Origin of the sequence: Caballeronia terrestris, from assembly GCF_001544515.1 — a bacterium.
GTDB classification, from domain to species: domain Bacteria; phylum Pseudomonadota; class Gammaproteobacteria; order Burkholderiales; family Burkholderiaceae; genus Caballeronia; species Caballeronia terrestris.
The window spans coordinates 1-2,813 of sequence record NZ_FCOL02000245.1; the positions used below are offsets into that span (position 1 = coordinate 1).

Genomic DNA, 2,813 nt, shown 5'->3' on the forward strand with positions numbered 1-2,813 from the left:
GTCCGCTCGATGGGACGAACCGAACTCCAGACCCTGTTGCGCGCACTGGGCTTTAAAAGCCTCGATGTCCTCGATGTCGAAAACAAGCTTGACCGTGACTTGCCCCGTCTTCACGCTCTTCGCCGCCTTGTGAACCATGAGAATGGCGCCCCCGTGCGGTGAGATCAACTCAGCAATTCGATCATCGGATTGGAGCTTGCATTCGAACCCGAAGTGTCGCGTGTAGAAAGCACACAAGTGGTTTGCACGTCCTTCACATAAAGCAGTATTCGGTTTAACGATGGTCGCATGTTTTCCTGGTTCAAATTCATGGTCGTGCGATATCCTGCCCAATCATCATACGGTGCCCGTCAGGCGTACCGACGAGAAACTCTCGCATACCATGTGGTTTGTCGGCAGGAGGCTGAAGGATGATGGCACCGCGGCTGACGAATTCGTCGTGAAGTGCGTCGACGTCGTCCACATTGAAGTAACCAAAATAGCTGTGATCTCCGGTTGCAGACGGCGCCATTGCGTCCGGGCAATGACCCATCATGATGCGCACACCGCCTCTCGACGCGAGTTGCCAACCCGATCCTTCGGGCCACTCAAGGTGAAAGCCGAGTGCGTGACGAAAGTATGATGCACTTCGCTCGAGGTTTGGTACCGCAAGAACGAACGAAAACGATCGCAGATCGGTGCCGGATTCAGGCATATCAACAACTCCATTCAATGCAGTGCAATTAAAACCAGATTGGTGTCGGAACACTTGCCTTTCGACTATTGACGATGACAGCACTCACGTTGTCCGGCGCTGCTTCCAGACCGCAGGCGGCACGGGCTTCGGGCGAGCTTACTGCGATCCGGCTGAGCGCGGCGCCGGACTTGCCACGGAACCAGGGGCAAGCGCCGGTCTGCGGAACGACGTCCGCAAGGCAAGGATGGAAAGTGCATCGTCGCGCGGTCAGAACGATATCGAGTCAACTTTTGGCGCTGAACGCATCATATTCCGTAAGCTTGCGGCAGTATCTTGTTGAGCAACGCTCGATTTGCTGCACCGGACCAACGAAGCGCATACGATAACCTCCTGCAACGAAGCGATCCAACGATATAGAGCTTCCTCGCAATGCATAGCCGTCACCACGCCGCTTTCACAGCTCTTCTCGCAGCCGCGCTATTCGGCGCGACGACGCCGCTCGCCAAAACACTGCTGGGAACGCTCTCCGCTTTCATGGTTGCGGGCTTGTTCTACCTTGGCAGCGGCCTTGGACTAGCCGTCGCAATACTCGTTCGACGTGTACGCCGAACGGAGGGTGCGAAACAAAATCAAACTCGCATCCAGACCGCTGAAATACCGTGGCTTGCCGGCGCGATAGCCGCAGGCGGCGTAGCGGGCCCCGCGCTGCTGATGCTCGGCCTGAGTACGACGCCGGCAGCAACCAGTTCCCTCCTGCTGAACCTCGAAGGCGTATTGACGGCGGTGATCGCCTGGGTGGTGTTCCGCGAGAATGTCGACGTGCAGATATTTCTCGGTATGGTCGCGATCGTGTCCGGTGGAATCGTGCTTTCGTGGCAACCTGGCGACGCTGGCGTCTCGCCGGGAGCGCTGCTGATCGTCGCAGCCTGCCTTGCGTGGGCAGTCGACAACAATCTGACGCGGAAAGTGTCAGCGAACGACGCGATGATCATCGCCTGCCTGAAAGGTCTTGTCGCCGGCTGCGTCAATCTGTGTATCGCGTTGCTCCTTGGTGCGCATCTCCCAAGTGTCGGGAGAGCGGCGGCGGCGATGCTTACCGGCTTTGCTGGCTACGGCGTCAGCCTGGTTCTCTTTGTCGTCGCGCTTCGAAACCTCGGTACCGCCCGGACCGGGGCATATTTTTCCGTTGCACCCATATTCGGCGTGGGGCTGTCTCTCGTTCTCTGGCCCGAGTGGCCGCCGCTGCCGTTCTGCATTGCAGCCGCGCTCATGGCCTTGGGGATCTGGCTACATATTCGCGAGAGGCATGAACATCTGCACACGCACGAGGTACTCGCCCACAACCATCGACATCGACATGACGAACATCATCAGCACACCCACGACTTCGAATGGGACGGAAAAGAGCCGCACACTCATCCTCATCGACACGCGCCTCTTACGCACGCGCATGCGCATTTTCCCGACATTCATCACCGTCACATTCACTGACGACGGGAGCAAGCTCTCGCTCCTCGAATAGTCAGCCAAGCCGATACACCTTACTCACCGTCCCTCGGAACAACGCGTCGCGCTCGTCAGGCCTCGCCTGTGCGGTTAGCCGCTTGAATGCATTCCAGCCGTTGCTATACGGATAGGAACCCTTGTCCACCGGAAAGTTGCTTTCGAACATGCATCGGTCGGCGCCGAACGCCTCGATGCACGTGTGCATCCACGGCTTCCAGGCATCCGCGAGTTCCATCGACGATGGCGGCCGCTCGCCCTTGTCGAAGTCGAAGCCATTGATCCGCATCCCCAGGCCGCCGACCTTGACATACACGTTCGGCAACTGCGCCAAGGCGCGCATGGAACGGGACCAATCGTCGAACACTTCCTTGCGCTTGTCCTCGTAGCTCGCGATGCGCACGACGCCGCCGCAATGATTGACGACGATCGGCACGTCCGGATTGGCCTTCGCGAGATCGTACAGTTCGGGAAGCTGCGGGAAGAACAACCACGCATCATAAGAAAGACCGAGCGCACCGAGTTGCGCGACGCCTGCGCGATAAGCGGGATCGAGCAGCAGTCCGCGCGGCGCGGCGGTGAGCGGATTGGCGAGAGTCGTATCCGCGTCCCATGTCGCGAGATGGCGCACGCC

Annotated in this window: 4 protein-coding genes; 1 reads left to right on the plus strand and 3 read right to left on the minus strand. The window is 58.9% G+C overall.

Features of this window, described 5'->3' with window-relative positions; translation table 11 throughout:
- Together AWB67_RS43275 and AWB67_RS35985 are read right to left on the minus strand one after the other, a co-directional pair.
- Window positions 1-333: VOC family protein (locus AWB67_RS43275; protein ID WP_327367116.1), on the minus strand; the 333-nt coding region annotated here is incomplete at its 3' end.
- Window positions 308-694 carry a VOC family protein gene (locus AWB67_RS35985; protein ID WP_087660634.1) on the minus strand — a complete coding sequence of 129 codons (387 nt, stop codon included), beginning with the start codon at window positions 692-694 and terminating at the stop codon, window positions 308-310. The genes AWB67_RS43275 and AWB67_RS35985, both read right to left, overlap by 26 nt.
- A 411-nt stretch (window positions 695-1,105) precedes the next feature.
- On the opposite strand from AWB67_RS35985, the gene AWB67_RS35990 reads away from it, so the two are divergent.
- Window positions 1,106-2,167 (plus strand): DMT family transporter, encoded by a 1,062-nt coding sequence (locus AWB67_RS35990; RefSeq protein ID WP_087660635.1) that lies wholly within the window; start codon window positions 1,106-1,108, stop codon window positions 2,165-2,167.
- A 31-nt stretch (window positions 2,168-2,198) separates the two neighbouring features.
- Here the strand turns inward: AWB67_RS35990 and AWB67_RS35995 are convergent.
- A partial coding sequence (locus AWB67_RS35995; RefSeq protein WP_159965126.1) for an amidohydrolase family protein occupies window positions 2,199-2,813 on the minus strand: 615 nt, incomplete at its 5' end.

Excerpts from the sequence above, each read along its gene's own strand:
- AWB67_RS35985 (WP_087660634.1), bottom strand. The coding sequence starts at position 694 with ATGCCTGAATCCGGCACCGATCTGCGATCGTTTTCGTTCGTTCTTGCG.
- AWB67_RS35990 (WP_087660635.1), top strand. The coding sequence starts at position 1,106 with ATGCATAGCCGTCACCACGCCGCTTTCACAGCTCTTCTCGCAGCCGCG.